General features: G+C 49.2%; 18 protein-coding genes and 2 pseudogenes. 6 read left to right on the top strand and 14 right to left on the bottom strand.

Annotated elements, in window-relative coordinates; genetic code table 11:
• Positions 1–111: 111 nt before the first annotated feature.
• The 6 genes from KOSB73_RS14645 to frmR form a co-directional block, all read right to left on the bottom strand.
• The gene (locus KOSB73_RS14645; RefSeq protein WP_042630904.1) at positions 112–1,422 is read right to left on the bottom strand and encodes an NAD(P)/FAD-dependent oxidoreductase; all 1,311 of its coding nucleotides are present in this window, start codon (positions 1,420–1,422) and stop codon (positions 112–114) included.
• Positions 1,423–1,439: 17 nt separating this feature from the next.
• Positions 1,440–2,270: an S-formylglutathione hydrolase gene (gene fghA / locus KOSB73_RS14640; RefSeq protein ID WP_042630903.1), complete on the bottom strand. Its 831-nt coding sequence runs from the start codon at positions 2,268–2,270 to the stop codon at positions 1,440–1,442.
• A 47-nt stretch (positions 2,271–2,317) separates the two neighbouring features.
• Positions 2,318–3,652: a DUF3422 family protein gene (locus KOSB73_RS14635; protein WP_042630902.1), complete on the bottom strand. Its 1,335-nt coding sequence runs from the start codon at positions 3,650–3,652 to the stop codon at positions 2,318–2,320.
• Positions 3,653–3,809: 157 nt separating this feature from the next.
• Positions 3,810–4,208 carry a VOC family protein gene (locus KOSB73_RS14630; RefSeq protein ID WP_000070400.1) on the bottom strand — a complete coding sequence of 133 codons (399 nt, stop codon included), beginning with the start codon at positions 4,206–4,208 and terminating at the stop codon, positions 3,810–3,812.
• Between the two features lie 50 nt (positions 4,209–4,258).
• Complete coding sequence (locus tag KOSB73_RS14625; protein ID WP_000842119.1) at positions 4,259–5,368, bottom strand: S-(hydroxymethyl)glutathione dehydrogenase/class III alcohol dehydrogenase; 1,110 nt, start codon at positions 5,366–5,368, stop codon at positions 4,259–4,261.
• Positions 5,369–5,426: 58 nt separating this feature from the next.
• Positions 5,427–5,702, bottom strand: a complete 276-nt coding sequence (gene frmR, locus KOSB73_RS14620) for a formaldehyde-responsive transcriptional repressor FrmR (protein ID WP_001120775.1) — start codon at positions 5,700–5,702, stop codon at positions 5,427–5,429.
• Positions 5,703–5,988: 286 nt separating this feature from the next.
• On the opposite strand from frmR, the gene uvrB reads away from it, so the two are divergent.
• Positions 5,989–7,965, top strand: a complete 1,977-nt coding sequence (gene uvrB / locus KOSB73_RS14615) for an excinuclease ABC subunit UvrB (protein ID WP_050886231.1) — start codon at positions 5,989–5,991, stop codon at positions 7,963–7,965.
• 282 nt (positions 7,966–8,247) lie between these two features.
• Here uvrB and KOSB73_RS14610 read toward each other — a convergent pair whose 3' ends face one another.
• From KOSB73_RS14610 to vapB, 4 genes and pseudogenes are all read right to left on the bottom strand, one after another.
• Positions 8,248–8,514: a flagellar transcriptional regulator FlhD gene (locus tag KOSB73_RS14610; protein WP_000699996.1), complete on the bottom strand. Its 267-nt coding sequence runs from the start codon at positions 8,512–8,514 to the stop codon at positions 8,248–8,250.
• Between the two features lie 48 nt (positions 8,515–8,562).
• On the bottom strand, positions 8,563–9,276 hold the full coding sequence (locus KOSB73_RS14605) for a GNAT family N-acetyltransferase (RefSeq protein WP_050886232.1): 714 nt from the start codon (positions 9,274–9,276) through the stop codon (positions 8,563–8,565).
• A 682-nt stretch (positions 9,277–9,958) separates the two neighbouring features.
• Positions 9,959–10,356, bottom strand: a pseudogene (locus tag KOSB73_RS14600) (type II toxin-antitoxin system VapC family toxin).
• Positions 10,353–10,574, bottom strand: a complete 222-nt coding sequence (gene vapB, locus KOSB73_RS14595; RefSeq protein ID WP_050886233.1) for a type II toxin-antitoxin system VapB family antitoxin — start codon at positions 10,572–10,574, stop codon at positions 10,353–10,355. The pseudogene KOSB73_RS14600 and the gene vapB overlap by 4 nt, the downstream one beginning before the upstream one ends.
• An 81-nt stretch (positions 10,575–10,655) precedes the next feature.
• On the opposite strand from vapB, the gene KOSB73_RS14590 reads away from it, so the two are divergent.
• Together KOSB73_RS14590 and KOSB73_RS14585 are read left to right on the top strand one after the other, a co-directional pair.
• A complete protein-coding gene (locus KOSB73_RS14590) occupies positions 10,656–10,982 on the top strand; it encodes a hypothetical protein (protein ID WP_225990749.1) in 327 nt (108 codons plus the stop codon).
• Between the two features lie 36 nt (positions 10,983–11,018).
• On the top strand, positions 11,019–11,723 hold the full coding sequence (locus KOSB73_RS14585) for an IS6-like element IS26 family transposase (RefSeq protein ID WP_001067856.1): 705 nt from the start codon (positions 11,019–11,021) through the stop codon (positions 11,721–11,723).
• 142 nt (positions 11,724–11,865) lie between these two features.
• Here the strand turns inward: KOSB73_RS14585 and KOSB73_RS14580 are convergent.
• Both KOSB73_RS14580 and KOSB73_RS14575 read right to left on the bottom strand, forming a co-directional pair.
• Positions 11,866–12,225, bottom strand: a pseudogene (locus tag KOSB73_RS14580) (recombinase family protein); the annotation flags it as partial.
• A 33-nt stretch (positions 12,226–12,258) separates the two neighbouring features.
• Positions 12,259–15,156, bottom strand: a complete 2,898-nt coding sequence (locus tag KOSB73_RS14575; RefSeq protein WP_087588792.1) for a Tn3-like element Tn5403 family transposase — start codon at positions 15,154–15,156, stop codon at positions 12,259–12,261.
• A 94-nt stretch (positions 15,157–15,250) separates the two neighbouring features.
• Here KOSB73_RS14575 and KOSB73_RS14570 point away from each other — a divergent pair, with 94 nt between their 5' ends.
• Positions 15,251–15,856, top strand: coding sequence for a recombinase family protein (locus tag KOSB73_RS14570; RefSeq protein WP_000509966.1), 606 nt, complete (start codon positions 15,251–15,253; stop codon positions 15,854–15,856).
• A 15-nt stretch (positions 15,857–15,871) separates the two neighbouring features.
• On the opposite strand, the gene KOSB73_RS14565 is transcribed toward KOSB73_RS14570, so the two are convergent.
• Positions 15,872–16,405 carry a hypothetical protein gene (locus tag KOSB73_RS14565; protein ID WP_207762613.1) on the bottom strand — a complete coding sequence of 178 codons (534 nt, stop codon included), beginning with the start codon at positions 16,403–16,405 and terminating at the stop codon, positions 15,872–15,874.
• A 248-nt stretch (positions 16,406–16,653) separates the two neighbouring features.
• Complete coding sequence (locus KOSB73_RS14560) at positions 16,654–17,217, bottom strand: hypothetical protein (protein WP_094645204.1); 564 nt, start codon at positions 17,215–17,217, stop codon at positions 16,654–16,656.
• A 638-nt stretch (positions 17,218–17,855) separates the two neighbouring features.
• Between KOSB73_RS14560 and KOSB73_RS14555 the strand changes: the two genes are divergently transcribed.
• On the top strand, positions 17,856–18,461 hold the full coding sequence (locus KOSB73_RS14555; RefSeq protein ID WP_044352072.1) for a hypothetical protein: 606 nt from the start codon (positions 17,856–17,858) through the stop codon (positions 18,459–18,461).
• A gap of 1,092 nt (positions 18,462–19,553) precedes the next feature.
• On the top strand, positions 19,554–20,438 hold the full coding sequence (locus KOSB73_RS14550; protein ID WP_044352068.1) for a RepB family plasmid replication initiator protein: 885 nt from the start codon (positions 19,554–19,556) through the stop codon (positions 20,436–20,438).
• Positions 20,439–20,615 lie beyond the last annotated feature (177 nt).

Raw genomic sequence — 20,615 nt, 5'->3', positions numbered from 1 at the left:
GAATAATGACAAAAGGGATTTATGCAGCAGTAAGCGAATAGCCTGCGCCGGCGCCGGTGATTAAATAAGGAATGCCGCTGATGTTTCAGCGGCATCAGTAAGGTTCAGGTATCACTCTTCTGAGCGGGAATGGACCGCACTCTTATCCGGAGCAGGTGATTTACCTCCCGTGATAATGCGGGCTCCCCTGTATCCGATACTGTGGTTCCAGATCCAGCTGATAGCGACACTCAGCCGGTTTCTGGTTCCGATCAAAAAATACAGGTGGATAATTTTCCAGAACCACCACGCCATGGCTCCCCGGAGTTTTAACCGTCCCATATCAACCACAGCCAGTCCGCGACCTATGGTCGCTAGGTTCCCCTGATGCCGGTACCGGAAAGGTTTCAGGTCAGGTTTTTCATCCTTTAAACGGGACTGGATCAGTTTAGCCACATACTGTCCTTCCTGTTTTGCGGCCGGAGCAATGCCCGGGATCATCCTGCCGTCCTCTCCGGTCACGGCCGCGGTATCACCTATTACAAATATTTCAGGGTGTAACGGGAGCGTGAGATCAGCTCCCACGATAACCCGACCAGCCCGATCAGCTTCCGTCTTGAGCCAGCGTGCAGCCGGAGAAGCAGTGACGCCTGCTGCCCAGATGATCGTTTTGGCAGGAAGAGGTTGCCCACCATATACTACGCCTTCGGCAGAGCATTCCGTTACCGGTTGGCCAAAACTGACTTCCACTCCCAGTTTCTCCAGGGACTGACGGGTATATTCCGATAATGACTCCGGGAAAGCAGTGAGCAATCGTTGTCCGGCTTCAACCAGAATAATTCTGGTCTCTGTCGGATCAATAGAACGGAAATCATTTTTCAGCGTTTTCCTTGCCAGTTCGGCAATGGTCCCGGACAGCTCAACGCCTGTCGGTCCCCCCCCGACAATGACGAATGTCTGGTAGGCAGCCCGTAACGCGGGATCAGTGGTATTCTCAGCTTGTTCAAAAGCGGAAAGGATCCGTGCGCGCAGGGTCGTGGCATCATCCAGGTTCTTCAGTCCCGGTGCAAACTGTTCCCACTCATCATGACCGAAATAAGCGTGCGTGGCCCCAGTGGCAACGACAAGCGTGTCATAATCAATTCGGGAACCATCTTTCAGCAGAACCTCCCGTGAATCGGTATCCACATCCTGGACCTCGGCCATCAGGGTACGTACATCCTCACGATGACGAAACAGAGAGCGAACGGGCCAGGCAATTTCTGCTGATGGCAGTGATGCGCCAGCGACCTGATAAAGTAAAGGCTGAAACAGATGGTGGTTACTCCGGTCAATGATTGTGATCGAAACGCCCGGCTCTTCCAGTTCTCTGACAACGGAGAGTCCACCGAACCCAGCCCCTATCACGACGACATGATGTTTTTGATCGCAGAAATGTACCATAACCATAATTCCTGAATTTAGCGCGTCAGTGCTGCTGCATGATGTGCAATGTGGTCGCCAATGTAGCTGGAGATAAAGTAGTAGCTGTGATCGTGGCCCGGACGCAGGTTAAGCGTCAACGGATGACCGGTGTCCTCACAAACGCTCTTCAGTCTCTCCGGCTGAAGCTGAGTCTTCAGAAACTCATCATTCAGTCCTTGATCTACAAGCAGAGGTAGCCTTTCCTGCGCGTTACGGATCAACTCAACCGTGTCGTACTGCTTCCAGTATTCCCGATCATCACCCAGATAAGCAGACAATGCATTTTCTCCCCAGGGCACCTGAGAAGGTGCGACGATCGGTGAGAATGCGGATACACTCTGATAGCGGCCCGGGTTTCTGAGCGCAATCATCAGGGCGCCATGTCCGCCCATCGAATGTCCACTGATACTTCTTTTATCAGACGCCGGGAACCATTCTTCAATCAGGGACGGGAGCTCGTTTACCACATAGTCATACATTTTGTAATGTGTCGCCCAGGGCTCCTGGGTTGCATTAACATAGAATCCTGCCCCCTGACCGAGAGCGTAGTCAGGATCATCAGGAATATCAGTGCCACGCGGACTGGTGTCTGGTGCCACAATCATGATCCCATGCTCTGCGGCATAACGCTGAACGCTCGATTTGGTAATAAAATTCTGTTCCGTACAGGTCAGACCGGAAAGCCAGTAGAGTACCGGTACATTACCGTTAAGCGCCTGGGGTGGAGTATAAACACCAAATTTCATCGTGCAGCCAAGCGTGCCAGACTCATGCTGATAAACTTCCTGCCACCCATCAAAGCTGGCATGATGTTCAAGACGTTCCATGATTTTCTCCGTATAACGACAGGACAATTAAGCAACAACGTAACAACTCAGTCAGAGTGGTTTTCGTTATGTTCAGGGTCGGTGTGCGAGTTTCTTATTCTTCGCACCACCCACCAAATCGCGAGCACAATGAAGGGCACGAGAATGGCAACCGCCAGTTCAGGTGGCATGACATCGTGGATCCCGGGAACCCCTTTCACCAGATACGAAATCAGACTCACCACATAATATGAAATGGCGGCAACAGACAATCCTTCAACGGTTTGCTGCAGATGTAGCTGTTGTCTGGCCCGGTTATTCATCGAAGCCAGCAGGTCACGGTTCTGATGTTCCAGTTCAACATCTATCCAGGAGCGAAGTAACGAAATAGCCCGCATGAGTTTGTCAGACAGCTTCGCCTGTCGTTCTTTCACAGAACGGCAGGTTCGCATGGCTGGGGCAATGCGCCGTTGCAAAAAATCAGCCCAGGTGTAGTAGCCTGGAACCGGCGTTTCGGAGAGCGTATTCAGCCTTTCCTCAACAATTTCATAGTAGGCCTGGCTTGCGCCAAACCGGTACAGATTCGCTGCAGCGCCGGCTTCAAGTTCTGCGGCAAGATTGGTCAACGCAGAGAGCAACTGTTCATTTTTACGATGCTCTCCGGTGCGCATTTCTTCTGTAATTTCAGCCAGTCGGTTTTCCACTCGCCTCAGTTCAGAGGCCATGGTTCTTGTCAGTGGTAAAGAAAGCAAAGCAAGCGTGCGATAATTTTCAATCTCAAGCAGCCGCTGAACCAGTGCACCCAGCTGTGCCTCTGTCAGGTCCCGTTCAAGTATCAGAATGCGTGTCAGTCCGTCTTTATCCTGGCGAAAATCAGAGATAATTGCGGCACGGCCATTTTCTGTTACTGAATAGCACCTGCTGACAGGATCTAAATTCGTTACTGCAGCCTCAGATTCTGCAGTCCATGGCAGAATATCCAGACGGGTACCACAGATAACCGAACCCGGTGGCGTGAAACCATGCCGGAAGGGGTTCTCTCCCCTTAACTGTCCGTCACGCGGATCGCATGTGGTACTCCATAAGTAGGTGGAAAACTCACCGTGTTTTTCACAATACAAAGCGCCTTCCCGCCACGTGATACCGTGCAGGGGGGCTGAATTTTCTGATGGTGTTAAACCAAGACGATCTGACAGCTCAACCATGACCCGCTGGTCACCTGACTGGTCGCCTTTAGTCATGAAAGCAAACTGCAGCAGGGTCTGTGGTGATGTGATAAGCAGGTGCGGACGCGCATGTACTTCATTGACAGCGGCCGTTCTGTCTTTATGAGCCGGCATCCCGTACACGGTTTCGGGCGATTGCATCTCAGAACGGATAGCAGATAATGCTGACTCTTTCATAAGACTCTCTCTTTTTCTGACGGCCAGTCACATTACGCTTCGAGAAAGATACCCGCAGACGTAAACGTCTGCGGGTTGATCTTCATAAGCTGGCACAACTCATACCGTTCGCCTGACTGACAAACCGTACAACATTTGTGCCGGATGCACCCTACGATCAGATGAAGGTATAGGAGCAGATCTTGTTACCAGCCGGATCACGCAGGTAGGCAGCATAAGCACCTGGCAGATGACCACGAGGACCCGGTTGACCTTCATCAGTCCCGCCAGCAGCCAGGCCTGCGGCATGGAAAGCGTCAACTTCAGCAGGCGTGGCGGCAGCAAAGCCAATCGTCACACCATTGCTGGATGGCGCTTCACCATTGCCAGGACGGGCAATGATGAAAGCCGGCTTGTCACGGCCAAACAACACCCAGCCATTACCAAAAGGACCAAGGTTGTTGATACCGAGTGCACCTAAAGTGGCGTCATAAAACTCAGCCGACTTTTGAACATCTACAGCACCGATAAAGACGTGAGAGAAGATGCCATTGCCTGAAATAACTGGATTGGACATGGATTGTTTCCTTTAAAACTAATATTGAAAGATCGCCAGTGAAACCTGAATCAGTAGTGGATCACTGTACGAATAGATTTGCCTTCATGCATCAGGTCGAAGGCGTCATTAATCTCTTCAAGGCCCATGGTATGAGTCACGAATGGTGCGAGATCGATTTCGCCTTTCATCGCATCTTCAACCATGCCCGGCAGCTGGGTACGACCTTTAACACCACCAAAGGCAGAACCCTTCCATACACGGCCGGTGACCAGCTGGAATGGACGAGTGGAGATTTCTTTACCTGCGCCAGCAACACCGATAACGACGGACTGACCCCAGCCACGGTGTGCCGCTTCAAGTGCAGAACGCATTACGTTTACGTTACCGATACATTCAAATGTATGGTCGACACCCCAGCCTGTCAGTTCAATGAGAACGTCCTGGATAGGTTTGTCGTAGTCTTTCGGGTTAATGCAGTCAGTTGCACCAAATGAACGGGCCAGGTCAAATTTCTCCGGATTGGTATCGATGGCAAAGATACGACCCGCTTTTGCCTGACGCGCGCCCTGTACCGCTGCAAGGCCAATACCACCCAGGCCAAAAATAGCAACCGTGTCACCTGGCTGTACTTTCGCAGTGTTGTGAACCGCACCGATACCTGTCGTTACGCCACAACCCAGCAGACAGACATGTTCATGATTCGCCTGTGGATTAATTTTGGCTAAAGACACTTCTGCGACGACGGTATACTCACTGAATGTAGAGCAGCCCATATAGTGGAAAAGAGGCTGGCCCTTGTAAGAGAAACGGGTCGTGCCATCAGGCATAAGTCCTTTACCCTGGGTGGCGCGAACAGAGACACACAGGTTAGTTTTTCCGGATTTACAGAACAGACACTCGCCGCATTCTGCCGTGTAAAGCGGAATAACATGATCGCCAGGTTTCACACTGGTGACCCCTTCGCCGACTTCCACAACAACACCCGCACCTTCATGACCCAGTACTGCCGGGAACACACCTTCCGGATCATCACCGGACAAGGTAAATGCATCAGTGTGGCAGACGCCGGTATGGGTGATTTTTACCAGTACTTCACCCTTACGAGGCGGCTCCACATCAATTTCAACGATCTCGAGGGGCTTACCAGGAGCAAATGCTACAGCTGCACGTGATTTCATATGTCATATCCTTTTATTACTGTTTTTACTGACCCCATCAGACGTCTGCCTGGCAGAGTTAACGGAGATAGGAGCGAACAATGGAAATAGCGTCGTTGATAGATTTCGTCTGCGACCCCCTTCTTTTGTTCGTATCGGGAAATTCTTCCCTGAGATAGCTTTCCAGAACAACAGTCATCAGGCCTTTAACGGCTCCTCGTACCGAAGCCAGTTGCTGCAACAATGAAGAACATTCCGCTTCGTTTTCAATCGCCTGTTCCAGCGCTGCAATCTGACCTTTGATACGTCGTACCCGGACAAGCGCCTGTTTCTTTTCTTCTGGAGAATGTGGCATTGATTGTCCCTGTTAATCAGGATTGAAGAGACTATAGTATACCCCCCTATACTATGCAAGAAAAAATATTGACCCCACGATGTACAAACCCAGACAGATGACAGAGTTGTATCAGGCACATTCGTACTTTAACGGTACACAATAGAAGTGAACAGAACGCCAACTTATTGGTACAGAACAAATAACTTTTCTTCAGTCAGGCATAAATGCCTTACGTCGGGTTGTCATAAACTATAGTGTAGTAGTGTTAACGCTGTCCGGGGCGTTCCAACCAGGAGAGATCATAATGTCCACAGGAAAATTCATTTTACATTCAGGCTATATCCCGTCAGGAGATCAGCCCGAAGCAATAGCCAGACTGATAGCGGGAGTCGAAGCAGGAGCAACACATCAGACACTTCAGGGGATAACCGGCTCGGGTAAAACCTTCACCATGGCGAATGTGATACACCGTTTGCAGCGCCCTACATTAATACTGGCTCCTAACAAGACGTTAACCGCACAGCTTTATCTGGAGATGAAGCAGTTTTTCCCAGAAAATGCTGTCGAATACTTCGTTTCTTACTACGACTTTTTTCAGCCAGAAGTCTATATCCCCGGAAGTGACCGCTTTATCCCGAAAGATTCCGCTATCAACGATCATCTTGAAAGGTTACGGTTATCTACGACCAAGGCATTGATTGAACGTCAGGATGTGATAGTCGTCGCTTCCGTCTCTTCGATATACGGATTAGGTGATCCGGACGCATACAGAGAGATCCAGATCCCGGTATACCCAGGACGACAACTCGCCCAGCGGGAGTTAATTCATCAACTGGCACGTCTGCAGTATGCCCGTACAGACAAAACTCTGGGACGGGCAATGTTCCGGGTTCGCGGTGACGTTATTGATATATTCCCTGCCGATTCCGAACATCAGGCCATCAGGGTCGAACTCTTTGATGATGTTATAGAATCCGCAAAATGGATTGATCCTGTCAGTGGGAAAATTACGGGCGACATTGAACATTATTTAATATCACCCAAAACACTCTTTGTTACACCGACCGCAAAAATACCCTCAGCCACCAAAAGCATTCTTACTGACATGGAGAAACGGGTTGCTGAACTTAACAAAGCAAATCGTCTGATAGAGGCTGAGCGCTTATACGAACGCGTTAACAATGATGTTGAAATGATCCGTGAACTGGGTTACTGCTCAGGTATGGAAAACTATTCCTGCTATTTCAGCGACAGAAATCCGGAACTCCCACCGACAACGCTGCTGGATTACCTGCCAAAAAATGGTCTGCTCTTTGTTGATGAATCGCACGTAATGGTCCCGCAAATCTCAGCCATGTACAGTGGCGATCAGAGTCGCAAGGATACTCTTATCGATTTCGGCTTCCGTCTGCCCTCCTCAAAAAACAATCGTCCCCTGAGTTTTGCTGAGTTTGAGAAGATTAAGCCCCAGACTGTCTTTGTTTCCGCAACCCCAGGTAAATATGAATTGCAGAAATCAAAGAAAAATGTTGTTCAGCAAATTATCCGCCCCACCGGTTTACTGGATCCCGAAATTGAGGTCCGAAGCAAAGACCAGTGTGTGGAGAACTTACTTGAAGAAATCCGTCATTGCGTCAACAGAAACAATCGTGTCCTGGTGACAGTGCTGACCAAAAAGACCGCAGAAGAACTGAATGATTTTCTGACAGAAAATGGGATCCTGTCCCGATATCTGCATTCTGATATCAAAACAGATGAAAGACAGGAAATTATCAATGGATTACGGGCCGGGGAATTTGATGTCTTAATCGGCATCAGTCTGCTGCGTGAAGGACTCGACATCCCTGAAGCCTCACTGGTCGCGATACTTGATGCTGACCATGCAGGTTTTTTACGTTCATCACACGCACTTATTCAGATGATTGGACGTGTGGCACGTAATGTGGAGGGTAAAGCCGTACTCTATGCAAACAGGATCACTCCGGCCATGAAACAGGCGATGGATGAAACGCACAATCGCAGGGAACGTCAGATAGCCTATAACCTGGAACATCAAATTAAACCAGTGACTTCAGTTCGTAAGCGGAGTACTGAACAGGATGAAAGCGTCTATCCTGCCACTCATACAGAGGCATTTTGTTCAACGCTATCAGAGTTGTGTGAAAGAATTACTGTTAAAGAAAAGCAATTACTGGCGATCGAGAATTCAGGTGAGGAGAAGGATATAGAAAAATTAAGAACAGAACTGAGTGATTTGTATCGTCAATTTATATTCATGTAACAGCATCATAAAAATCATCCTGTATTAATCAGGATGATTTTTATATACACAATACTTTCCCTCTTGAAATCCGTATTCACAGGAATTACTTTCCGTACTTCCAGTAAGGAGTAGTTCCGATTTCATCGACAATAAAATCAATAAAATCCCTTACTTTATATGACATGTTTTTTGCGGATAAATAATCCAGATCGCTGATTCATTGGGGTACATACTGAATTCCCAGTCCAGAATAAAAAAGAAGAAAATGGTCCGTAAGATGTTAAGCAAATCCTGCTGAGCTCATCCCATTCCAGTGGACTGACTGAGTAATACATCTATCTGGTGGTGATCCCTGAGTCTGAGTACGGTAATCAGCTCCGGACGTTCAGCAAGACGAACCAGTTCGGGCAACGACAACTGCAGGAGTTTATCTCCGGTACACTTGTCTATACCTAGCCGAAACAGGGCTGTGTCTTCGTAATGATTCAGAACCCGCTGGGCAAGCAATAAATAGGAAAGATTGTGATGCCAGATTTGCCTCTCAATCTCTGCATTCATTATTTTCATTCAGATTCTCCCTTTTTCCAGTAACGTCTGGGGGCAATAACAAAAGAGTCAGGGCTCTGTTGTCGCCAGGTAATGCCGTAAAGGATGTATTTGATGTCCCCGGTCATCGAAGTTGACAGTTCTAAGCCAGATAGTTATCGCACTGGATATTCTTTCCCATTCATCCTGAATAATTGAATACATTACAACGTCCACGTTCCTTGATTTAAGTATTTGTTTATTACGCAGTATCCCCTCTTTCTGGAACCCCAATCTCTCGGCAGATCTCATACCCTGAGAGTTGAGTCTGTCGGTTTGCCATTCACATCGACGATATTTAAGCACATCAAAAACATATGATAGTAACAGGAACATTGCTTCTGTACTGACTGAAGTTCGTTTGATAACTGGAGTAAGATGTACACTTCCTATTTCCGCTACGCCATTTTTATTGTCGAGGTTATACAGAGAAAGAGTTCCCACAGCCTTTCCTGAATTATTTTCTATAATGGCGTAATGATATACTCCCTTCTGTTGAATGAGTTGCTGAATATAACTGTGGGTTGCCTGTTTTGTCGGCGGTCTTTCATCCGGAAGATAGGTCCAGTCACGTGAATCCTCTATACTGTGCCATCCCTGGAAGAGGTCATTCCCGTGACGGGTGGACAGCAACTGCAGAGTGCAATAACGCCCTGGTAATTGGCGCAAATCAGGTAATGAAAGAGTGACGTCATCGTCAAGGTGACTGCCTATATATTGACCGAAATTATTTTGCTCTGTCATATTCTTCTCCTTAAAAAATGCAAGGATAATAATGAGAAGTTTCGGCGTTTATTTTAGATATAAGCAACTAAAATTTTAACGGTATGTACCATATCAGATGTATCCTGAGAAACATCATATATTAACAATAGCATATATTACGTTTGTATCAACGCTTATATTCATTTTGAGAACATGATCGCAATCAGTTAATTATCTCAAAGTAATGGAAATATGTCAGATATTATATTGTTATTATTATTGTGTGGGTATTAATGGTGCTGTTCATTATTTAAACAAAAATACAGGGGAATCGCTATCGGAAAGTGTTGTATCGCCCGGAGAATAAAACAGAACAAGTTTAGCAACATACGAGAAAACCGCAAACCAAAGGAAAAACCATTTTGACAATTTCTAAATGAATCAAGAATTGCTCCCTGACTCACCGATCGTCAGCGTTTCCCGAAGGAATCTGATTCCGTCCGATATTTCTTAAAAATAAGACCAGAATATGAAAAAAAGAAGTCAGGATGACCTTCCACTAATTGCCTGATAACCTGTATTTTATACATTACTGGATGTTGAAAACACTGAGCGAACGCATGGCATGATGTACGCGTGCTGTTCTGTTTCCAGTACTGAATTCATTGATGGCGCAACCACCTCTGCCAGTCAGTCTCACATAACTACATACCAGGGACCGCTAGTTAACGCAGTCCTCAGGTACCAAGGTCGGTATCCGCTCAAACTCCAGCGCATTATTCGTCACCAGCACGGCGCCGGCGGCAATTGCGTGCTCGGCGCTAGCGGTGTCGATCGGGGTGCCGGCGAGGCGCAGCACCAGTTTAATCTCCGTGGTCGCATCTACCGCTGCGCGGTCCCAGGTCAGAACGGCACACAGAACGCGTCAACCAACTGTTCGCGGAGGGGGGAGGCCTTCGGACCTGTGACGCCAAAGCGCATCTCGGAGTAAGTGATGGCCGAGACCACGATACGCTGTTCGCGCAGCACCGCCTGCTCCAGGCGCTTCAGCACCATTTCCGACTGCTCGCGCATGATAAACGAGCAGATGTTGGTGTCGAGCATGGAGATCTTGTTCACAGGTCAAATCGACCTTCATCGCAGGCAACGTCCTCACGTTCCGTCATAAAGTCCGGTTCGGCTTTTTCAAGCTGCGCGAACGAGCACCAGGTCGGCCGGACGGGACGCAGGATGATACAGTCTCTCTCCCGGACAATCTCCAGCTCGCTGACGCCCTCAAAATCCAGAGCGCGAGGCAGACGGAGGTTTTGAGAAAAACATCGGGTAATGTACGTCAACTGGAATTTATCTCGCTACGTTACCGACAGTTCTGGCTCTGGTATGGATAATGAGTCAACTGAGATTTCGGAGAAAAAAAGATGCGTTATACCCGAACCAGCACTGCAACTGATGTCACTGATACACTCAGACAATACCAGGCTGACTTGCTGGCAGGTCCTTGCTGGATGTCGGTATGGCCACTGATAGAGCGGCTACTGAGTCGTGAGAATGAAATGCAGTCGGTCTGGCAGAATATTGCCCGTCAGGCGCTAACCTGGCAACAATGCTATTGTCTTCTGGAGCAAATCATACTGGCGGGCCGTTTCAGTAGGCCTGATATCGTTTCCCGATTGAAAGAGGATTATCGCCAGCTTGAAGAACTGAACCGGACTATCAGTGGCACTGTTGCAAATAGTCGGTGGTGATAAACTTATCATCCCCTTTTGCTGATGGAGCTGCACATGAACCCATTCAAAGGCCGGCATTTTCAGCGTGACATCATTCTGTGGGCCGTACGCTGGTACTGCAAATACGGCATCAGTTACCGTGAGCTGCAGGAGATGCTGGCTGAACGCGGAGTGAATGTCGATCACTCCACGATTTACCGCTGGGTTCAGCGTTATGCGCCTGAAATGGAAAAACGGCTGCGCTGGTACTGGCGTAACCCTTCCGATCTTTGCCCGTGGCACATGGATGAAACCTACGTGAAGGTCAATGGCCGCTGGGCGTATCTGTACCGGGCCGTCGACAGCCGGGGCCGCACTGTCGATTTTTATCTCTCCTCCCGTCGTAACAGCAAAGCTGCATACCGGTTTCTGGGTAAAATCCTCAACAACGTGAAGAAGTGGCAGATCCCGCGATTCATCAACACGGATAAAGCGCCCGCCTATGGTCGCGCGCTTGCTCTGCTCAAACGCGAAGGCCGGTGCCCGTCTGACGTTGAACACCGACAGATTAAGTACCGGAACAACGTGATTGAATGCGATCATGGCAAACTGAAACGGATAATCGGCGCCACGCTGGGATTTAAATCCATGAAGACGGCTTACGCCACCATCAAAGGTATTGAGGTGATGCGTGCACTACGCAAAGGCCAGGCCTCAGCATTTTATTATGGTGATCCCCTGGGCGAAATGCGCCTGGTAAGCAGAGTTTTTGAAACGTAAGGCCTTTGAATAAGACAAAAGGCTGCCTCATCGCTAACTTTGCAACAGTGCCCAATAATTTTCGATATCCAAACTGACCCCTATTGAACAATCACACAAGCCAACCAGCTAGGACGGGTAGACATTTTCTTTTGTGTTGTAACTACTTACTCAAAGCACGTTTATCTTCCCTCGATTTTACAGCACTACTAATTGTCCCTCGACTACAGGCCATAATTTTCTGAACCTGGCTCCAAGAACTACCGCTATCGAGCAACCGATTAATTGCATCGTATCGAGCCTGATTGACCTGACGCCCCTTATATTTTCCCTCCTTTTGAGCTTTATTAATCCCCTGCCTTTGACGTTCCCGGCGTTGTTCATAATCACGACGAGCCACAGCAGCCAGCATATCAAGCAACATATCGTTGATTGCAGCAAACATGCGACTATCAAAATCATGGCTCGCTGAAGCAATCCAGGTTGTCGGTACGTTGATGGCCATCACTCGAATATCCTTCTGGGGGTCGGTTCCGGCTGAGGGCGAAATGACACCCTAAGCTTTCGGTTCCTTGGGCCAAAGATATTCGCCAGTCAGTAGAATGTGCGCCCAGCCCAATGGGGATATGTGGGGAAGAAATTCAGGGGGAACATCCAACCCTTCGTTCCGCCGCTCCGTGACGGCATGACCAAGATGGACGGTATTCCAGTAAATGATCACCGCAGTCAATAAATTGAGCCCAGCGATTCGGTAGTGCTGCCCCTCTGTCGTGCGATCGCGAATTTCCCCCTGCCTCCCGATACGGAGCGCATTTTTGAGCGCATGGTGGGCCTCTCCCTTGTTAAGACCGATCTGAGCACGCCGCTGCATGTCCGTATCCAGGATCCACTCAATAATGAAAAGGGTCCGTTCAATACGACCAACTTCACGAAGCGCAACTGCAAGGTTGTTTTGTCGTGGGTAAGAAGCGAGCTTGCGCAGGAGTTGGCTGGGCCTGATTTTGCCAGCGGTCATCGTCGCGGCACAACGGAAAATATCAGGCCAGTTCGCAACGATAAGATCCTCCCGGGCTTTTCCACCTACCAACTTGCGTAACTCCCTGGGGGTCGTATCGGGATTAAATACGTACAACCGCTTCGATGGCAGATCCCTGATTCGCAGAACGAGATTGTAGCCGAGCAGGCTACTGGCTCCGAACAAATGGTCGGTGAATCCTGCTGTATCGGCATACTGTTCGCGAACATGGCGACCGACCTCGTTCATCAGTAGTCCATCGAGAATATACGGTGCCTCGCTCACGGTCGCCGGGATCGACTGACAAGCGAATGGCGCGAACTGGTCGCTTACGTGAGTATACGCTTTGAGGCCGGGAACAGAACCATATTTGGCATTGACCATGTTCATGGCTTCGCCATGCCGCGCTGTCGGGAAAAACTGACCATCGCTCGATGCTGACGTGCCCATCCCCCAGACGCGTGACATCGGCAGTTTACCCTGCGCGGCCACCACAATTGCCAATGCCTGGTTCATGGCTTCGCTTTCAACATGCCAGCGGGCAAGGCGTGAGAGCTGCCAGTAATCATGCGTGTTTGTAGCTTCCGCCATCTTACGCAGGCCCAGATTGAGCCCTTCAGCGAGCAGGACGTTGAGCAGACCGATCCGGTCGCGACATGGAGCCCCGGTTCTCAGATGGGTAAACGCATCTGTGAAACCAAGGGCTGCATCAACTTCAAGCAGCATGTCGGTAATCCGAACGGACGGCATTCGGCGATACAGATCCAGTATGAGTGCCTCGGCACCATCCGGCACGTCTGCTGTCAACCTGTCGATCCGCAACGTTCCATCTTCTATGCTACCGTGCGGAATAGTGCCGTTACGGGCAGCCCGGGCCAGCCGCTTAAGAGCGATCGTGAGTCGCGCCTTTCTGTCTGCCAGCCAATCCTGTGGGTTGGAAGGCACGGCCAGTTTTGCATTTTCCTGCGCCGCGATCATCGGCACCAGTACCTGCTTGAGGTCACCATAGCGGCGCGAATGAGCGAGCCAGACATCTCCGGAACGAAAAGCATCCCGGAGGTGAAAGAGTACCGCCACTTCCCAAAGACGGGTATCTCCTTTTTCCTGAGCTCGTAAATGACGGTTCCATTTGGAGCTGGGCCGCAGGAAACGCCTTTCTGGCGATGCAACACCTTTCATCTCTCCGATCGACAAAGCTGCTGCTACCAATGGTCCGGCGACCGGCGCGGCTTCGAGCTTCAGACAGCGCAACATGCGGGGCGCATAACGACGAAAGCGATGGTATCCCTGCCCGACATATGCAAGAGGCTCATCGGCTAGCGTGTTGCTGAGTTGAGTCCCTGTCGCTACCAGTTGAGCGAGCCGGTCCCATGCAACCGAACTGGCGACAGCCATCTCCAGCGGGGTTCCGTCACTGCGGGCCTCAAGCAACGAAGCTCCCAGCGCGGTGAAGGTACGGATCGTATCCGTGAGTGTGGCTTTAGAGCCGGAAATTGTTTCGTCATGCTGGCGCTTCGCTTCCCGCCAGGTTTTTCCTACGATCCTGTCATGGGTTTCGACTATGGCATCAGCAATCGCCGCTTCCCACTCCACAACACAGACGGCAAGGATCGCCCAGCGGCGGTCCGAAGTGATGTCACGCAAACCGTCGGTGAAGTAGCGTTCACCCTGCCGACGCAGCCGGGCAATGCGATGGGCAGGTATGCTGGCCAAAGCACTATGATTGATATTCAGGGTACGCAGAAATTCGAGCCTGTCGAGCAAACGGTTAGCAGCAGCCGAGTTGTTACCAACCTCGAAGTTGCGAAGCCAGATGAAACGACTGATATTGCCGGCGAGCATTTCACTCAGAAGTTTGTCCAGGTGATCGCGAACATCCGCTGTTAAATTTTCCACAATCCGCGTTTCAATCCGCCGCTCAGCGGCGACCAGAGCATCCGCGCACAAGCGCTCGATTGTCGATACTGCGGGCAGAATGGTGGAAGTTTCCCGACACCGCACAATAAAACGATGAGCAAGATCCTCGTTTGATCTGGCATCTTCGGCCTGGCCGAAAGTCCACTCCCGCAGATCACGGGCACCACGGCCCGTGAAGGTCTTGTAGCCGTAAATTTCGCGCAGCGTGTCCATGTGCTGCTGACGGGTTTGGCGCCGTGTGGCATAAGTGAGAAGCGCATCAGCCGGAACTCCAAGCTGAGCACCGACGAAGGAAAGGACTTCACGCGGGATCATCTCACCAGGAGCCAGTGCACGGCCCGGATATCGTAAGGCACAAAGTTGCAGGGCAAAGCCAATCCTGTTTTCCGGTCTGCGGCGCTGCCTAATGTTTTCCAGGTCATCATCGCCCAGCGTGTAGAACTTCAGTAGCGACAGTTCGTCCGTGGGCAGATCGAACAGCGCTGCTCGCTGCCGTTCGGTGAAAATATGGCGTCGTGACATACAAATTCGTCCCTTTTGAAGTATAGTCTGTTTTGGACAACAGCCAGCCCATATAAATCAGGGCGTTCCGATACAAAAATCCAGGAGGGTTCAATTGGGACATCGTGCCGCCATTTACTGCCGGGTTTCAACAGCGGATCAGTCTTGTGAACGCCAGGAATTTGATCTGCGAGCCTTCGCCGGCCGTGCCGGCTACGACGTGGTGGGAATATTTAAGGAAACAGGTTCAGGAACTAAACTCGACCGGGCCGAGCGAAAGAAAGTCCTGGCGCTTGCCCAGTCCAGACAAATTGATGCAATCCTGGTCACTGAGCTTTCCCGGTGGGGGCGCTCGACGCTCGATCTGCTCAATACGCTACGTGAACTGGAGAACTGGAAGGTTTCCGTGATAGCCATGAATGGAATGGCGTTCGATCTTTCGTCGCCGTATGGACGAATGCTGGCGACGTTTCTTTCCGGCATTGCGGAGTTTGAGCGGGATCTCATCAGCGAGCGGGTCAAGTCAGGCCTTGCTGTTGCGAAGGCACGTGGTAAGAGGCTTGGTCGTCAGGCCGGAGTGCGACCAAAATCAGACCGACTTTTGCCTAAGGTGGTTGCGATGAGGGCCGAGGGACGCAGCTATCGCTGGATCGCACGCGAGCTCGGTATCAGCAAGAATACCGTCGCTGACATCGTGCAACGACACAGAGCTAACGCTTAGGGTGTCATTTCGCCCTCAGCCGGAACCGACCCCAATATCCGCGTCTATGATTTCCGGCGATTGCTCATCGTTAATTTTCCGCATGGCGTAATCGGCCAAACGCACATCGCAGATGGTGCCCCGGTAATTCTGTGTAGCGAGTAAAGCACCGCTCAGGATGCTGTTGGAGAGAAGGTTTCCGGCCAGACTATGACTGTGCCATCCATTCACAGTGGGGCGGCTCCTGCTGCCATCATCCAGTTCTGTGACTTCCCCTGAAGGCTGACACCAATACAATAATCCCTGGCTGAAAGTTATGAACAGTATATCAGGGGTGGCTGTGTAAAATGTTCTTATCTGCCTGACATCACTGGTGGCAGTGGCCTGGTTATATTTTCTCTCTTCTAACCAGACTTTATTGACTTCTTCCCACTTTCCCTCAAGACACATCTGATGGGGTGTTTTGTCGTAACCAAACCTAATAATGCCAGATGTCAGGCACTCACGTTCCCATTCGCCTCCCTCTCCCAGCTTGATATATTTAACTGCAGTTGCCCGAATCTTTTCCAAAATGCAATCACTCCGCTAAACGAATTTACTGACTGAATGTTGCTTCCTTTACCTATTAACAGGGTTAAATGAATGCATTTCCTTTAACGAAACGAACAAAAATGAATATCGTAAACATGTCCGTTCATGGTACGAAACAGAAACCCTATAGCCGTCTAATCTTAAAGGTCATATTTTGTTGGCGATGGTCTGGTAATCTGCAAACAATCGCCAGGCAAAATGCAAATCGATAATCAGGTCAGAAGGAATTATGCACGTATGACCATATTCCGAAATGAAGATTGAACATCCTGTTGTAAACGAGGGTTGAAAAGCATTGCAAGTGAATGGCCACAATTGTAACCCGCCTCATCTTCATAGCCATCAATCTGAAAATGCTGTGCGTGATTATCCAGAAGATAGCTGTGTAAACATCCGAAAAAATCTTCAAATTCAATGCCATAATAACACTCTGACAAGCGTTGTGACTCAAAGTGACGCGCACGTTTTGTCTGACCATTATCCGATCTGAACTGGTCGTCTAAATAGTTCAGAGCCCCTCTTTCTATTGTTTCGAGTATTGTCCTCGTTGTTTTTTGGTCACATTGAAAGGCACAGAACACGTAATAATTTGGATTAGCGGAACTGTATGAGCGGGAACTTAAATTACCCATCGTAATTCCTACCTTTGCATAGCGAGGGTTTATGAAGTCAGCCCCGAGGTAAAACCATTTGTTGATAGACTCAAAATTCGTTCTGTCACCTTCCATAACATAAGCCATTTTATAATCGTCGGGAATATCCAGGTCATATTTTTGTTGTGGCTTTCTCACCTCGGCCTCTCTGTGATGTATGTTGAATTTAATGGAACGATATCTGACGTAGCTAAACCTAACAGGAAGTCGGCCAAACTGAATCTATCTTATCTACATCGCATGGTGCCAGACAACCAACTAGATTTCGACACTATCTTGATATCTAAAACAACTGAGCTCCTTACAGGAGTAACAGGATATCACCAGTGACATAGCCCTTACAGATGCGAGCCTCTTTTATACATTAAAACAGCAAACGTAAGACAACATACCTCAAAGTCTTTGGACCTTTACCGTGCCCAGCCCGCCCCTCGCCGCGCGTGTGAAAAAAAGAGAAAAATGAAAAAAAAGAAAAAAAGAATATGCCGAAAATGTGCACAATCGTGACTCACGCAGAGCGTGACGCACCGAGGCAAAGGCTTTGCAGGGCTATGAGGTATGTTGTCTTACGTTTGTGTGTTGTTGTCGGTCCCTCCTGTTTTCGGTAATTGTTTAGCCTGGCCTCCCGCTTTAACATTCATCGCTGGTGGCCCAGCCGTCCCCCGTCACGGCGAAATTTCTTACTGAGCGAGGTTTGTGTGAGTAACAGAGGCAGAGAAGACAGCGTTACCGATGTGTTTAAATCTCAGGTGCGGAATGCGTGCCGTGAACACGGAATGAGTGATCTCATTGCCTCCCTGAACGGCAGCGACCGGGATATAAATGCAGATACCCTCTTCGGTGTATGCGACCGGTTCTTTCTGGTCGAGATGAAATCGTACAACAGAAATGTTCGTGATGAAGCCAAAAAGCCTGCAGTCTGCCTTCTCTGCAATGGATTACAGAGAAGCTCTCGGGTCCGCAGCTGGCACAGAGCATGTCACTTCATCATGTGGGGGCGTGTTGTTAAGGATTCGCTTGAAACCCGTTTCAACATCTACCAGGACAGTGTATGTCGGGATTCTGTCCTTCCGAACTGCAGTGGTCTCGGGGAGCCTCCTAAACCAACCATCTATCGGGGGGAGGACCTGGCAAGGGGAGCAGCTTTAGGTACAGCGGGCTTATCAAAACCAGATTTTTTCAATTACCTGTGGTGGTTGTTAAATGGCCGGGCTGTAGATGTAGACGAATTTAAAATCACACCCGGTAGCAGGTTAGGTTTCAGTTTGTTTGGTACATCAGATGCAAGCGGTAAGGTAATCAGTAAAACGTTCAGAACTTACGATGACCTTGAAGTGTGGGCTGAAGATGCATTAAAACAATTAGTCACCTTCAGGGGATAACTATCTGAAGATATTTCGCCGGTGTGATCCACGTTTTTACAGTAGACTTTATCCCTGCTTCGGACAGCTCACTCAATTTACCGTCAGAGTAATTAAGCACGGGGGAGCGGTAACTCCTGTTGTTTTTCGTCTGATGTTCCGACTGCGTCTCCTGTGGCCGTGGGCAATCCACCGGCTTCACCCTCCCCCCCTTTATCAGTCAGCATGACATCTGCAGACTGTACTTGTATAACACAGCTCTACCGGTGATGGCGGGATTTAAGAATGAGCCGAACAAATACAGCTGGGGCGCACCAGGGATTCGATGGAACGACTTCACTGTAGCAATCAACGAGTAAAACTGTGGGCATAATGTTGCAGCCTGTTGTTAGGCCATCTGCCTGGTGAGAAACCGTGTACATCACTGTCACAGCAGCACACCAGGGGGCATGCCTGTCAATGAACGAGAGAAGCAGACTGACTGTCAGTTTTTCTCGGTGTCAGTTAAGTCTTAACAATAACCACTATAGAAAGAATAACCATTACAGATAGTGTGATCTGAGTGGGAAAGACGAATTACTTCTGGTAGTAGACCGGCTCGTTATGACCTGAAACACTTCAGTCACAGACCTTAAATTTTCATCAGAACAAAGACTTGTACCAGCAGGATCCCTTTGAAGAAGTAATGAGTCTGGACCAGTCAACGCCGTCAGCTGAGAAACTCTTATCGCTAACGCTAAGCTTTTCACTTACCGGCGTGGTTAAAGTATTTTTACGATCCCCTGATTATGTTTTTTGAAGTTATCCACCGGATAGAATAATTAATTAAGATTAATGAGGTTTATACAAAGAACAACAAAGAACAACAAAGAACAACAAAAGATTAGCGATCTGCTTAGCCCTTTATTCATGCGGCCTTCAGGGGTTCTGTATCATCGCTGGCGGGTAGTTCATCAACGCTGGAGGGCAAATGCTCAACGCTGGAGGGTCAGTAATCAACGCTGGAGGGTCAGTAATCAACGCTGGAGGGTGGATTATCAACGCTGGCGGGTTGTAACTATCAACGCTAGCGGGTATTCTCCATAAGTATCCACAAGCGGGGCTTTTCTCACAATGAACAGTGAAATCAATCAATTACCGTTAATTATCACTGAAATAGAAAAAAGTACGGGCGAAGTTATACAGCTGATCCCCAACTCGAAACAAAGCATCCAACCTAAATCGCTTCTGCGATTGGGTGTATTTGTTCCAACCCTGAAAGATGGCTCTGATCCCATGTCCAGAGGACATCACATTGACGCCACCAAGGAGTTGTGCAGACTGTCATCTCTCTCCGGAGAAGGTTACGAGAAGATCAGCATTTTCGGCCCGCGCCTTGATATGGATACTGATTTTAAGGTCTGGTTAGGGATTGTGGATTCACTGACCAATAAGTACCTGGAAAAGGACGGCACTGTACGAATGAATTTCATTGATTTTGCATGCAGCTGCGGGCTGGCGACAAAGCGTGTAGACTCCCGGTTACGCAAGCGATTCAGTGACTCTCTGACGCGAATTCAGCATACGCATTTCCAGTTCATTAAGCCGTCTTCGGTTGAAGGCAAAAAAATCAAAATTGATATGAGTCTGGTCTCCACCTCTTACTATGATGAGGGTACCGATGAGGTCATCATCAGGCCAAACCCGGACCTGAACACCCTCTACCAGGTCGATGGTAAAACTAGGCTATACCTTAAAATCCTGAAAACCTTGGCCCGAAAAGAGTCAGCACAGGCGCTGTACCTGTACCTTGTGGAGTTACCGGATAACTTCTATCGCATTGGCTTTGACCGACTAAGGGAACGGCTGCAACTCACTGCACACAAAGGCTCTCAGAATGCCACCATCAGACGGGCGTTGGAGCAGCTGGAAGAAGCTGGCTTCCTGAAGTATTCGATCGAAAAATCCCGTGGTGATTATGTGCTGGTCATTCTAAACAGAAATAAGAAAATAGCCTGACCACTGTCTGAGTAGCCAGCTCTCAGCTGGCTACCACATACATCCCTTCTTCTCGTGACTCCCGCACAGATCTGATATCAGGTGGCAATCATCCACCAGCGTTGATAACCGTGGGCGTTGCAGACCCCGTTTACCCGCCAGCGTTTATACCCATGTCCGCAGCAGGCCCGGTTTACC

It is taken from the genome of Klebsiella grimontii (genome assembly GCF_900200035.1).
Classification (GTDB): domain Bacteria; phylum Pseudomonadota; class Gammaproteobacteria; order Enterobacterales; family Enterobacteriaceae; genus Klebsiella; species Klebsiella grimontii.
This window is presented reverse-complemented; position numbering and strand designations above follow the sequence as displayed.